This window comes from Pseudomonas veronii (genome assembly GCF_001439695.1).
Taxonomy (GTDB): Bacteria; Pseudomonadota; Gammaproteobacteria; order Pseudomonadales; family Pseudomonadaceae; genus Aquipseudomonas; species Aquipseudomonas veronii.
Genome location: NZ_JYLL01000093.1, coordinates 1 through 693, shown reverse-complemented (window position 1 = coordinate 693; position 693 = coordinate 1). Strand labels below are relative to the sequence as shown.

Here is a 693-nt window from a genome sequence, read left to right as displayed (position 1 = left end):
CGGTTCACCCTCGCGCCGCCAATCAACATCAGGCACCGGGTTATTACGGCTGGCCTGTTCATACTCCCGCAGGCGCCGCTCGTACTCCCGCAGCTTTGCCTGCCGTTCACGCTCCTCTGTGCTGAACAACCCCCAAACCCCTTTCCGGGCACTCTTTCGCAATTGCTCCGCCGCTTCAAATTCCGCCTGAATTTTCTCGATGGATTCTGCCGCGTGCAGCAAGCCGCACCCCACTTGCTTGGAGGCAAACGCCGCAAGGCCCGCCCACTGAAAACGGTTATCGAGGCGCCAGAGCTGGGCATACGCCGAGTTGATGAGCCGGTTGCGCAACCTGGGGTCGGCGATCAGCTTGCCGCCGGGGGCGATCACGTCTTCTGCCTGCTTCTGGTAGAAGCGCCAATTGCGCTCGCAGGCTGACTCGAGTATTTCGCTGAAAGCGGAAGGCGTTGAGCTCGGGGTAGGATTTTTCGCGGGTGTTGGTGCTGGCGCTTCCGATGCGGTCGCGCTTCGGCGGTGTACCGCGGAGTCTTCGGCGGTAAGGGTCTGAAACCGCTCGAATTGGTCGGCCAGCAGGCGCGGGGGCGGGTCGCATTTACAGCGGCAGAGATCGTCCGAGAGCGCCACCCGTCGCCCTCGTGCCCACTGCTCCAGGCGCGGGCCAACACAGACTATGACTCCGGTGGTTTTGCACAT

Annotated in this window: 1 protein-coding gene; it reads right to left on the bottom strand. The window is 62.6% G+C overall.

Features of this window, described 5'->3' with window-relative positions; genetic code table 11:
* Positions 1–624: DUF2515 family protein (locus TU80_RS33655; protein ID WP_420902724.1), on the bottom strand; the 624-nt coding region annotated here is incomplete at its 3' end.
* Positions 625–693: the final 69 nt, after the last annotated feature.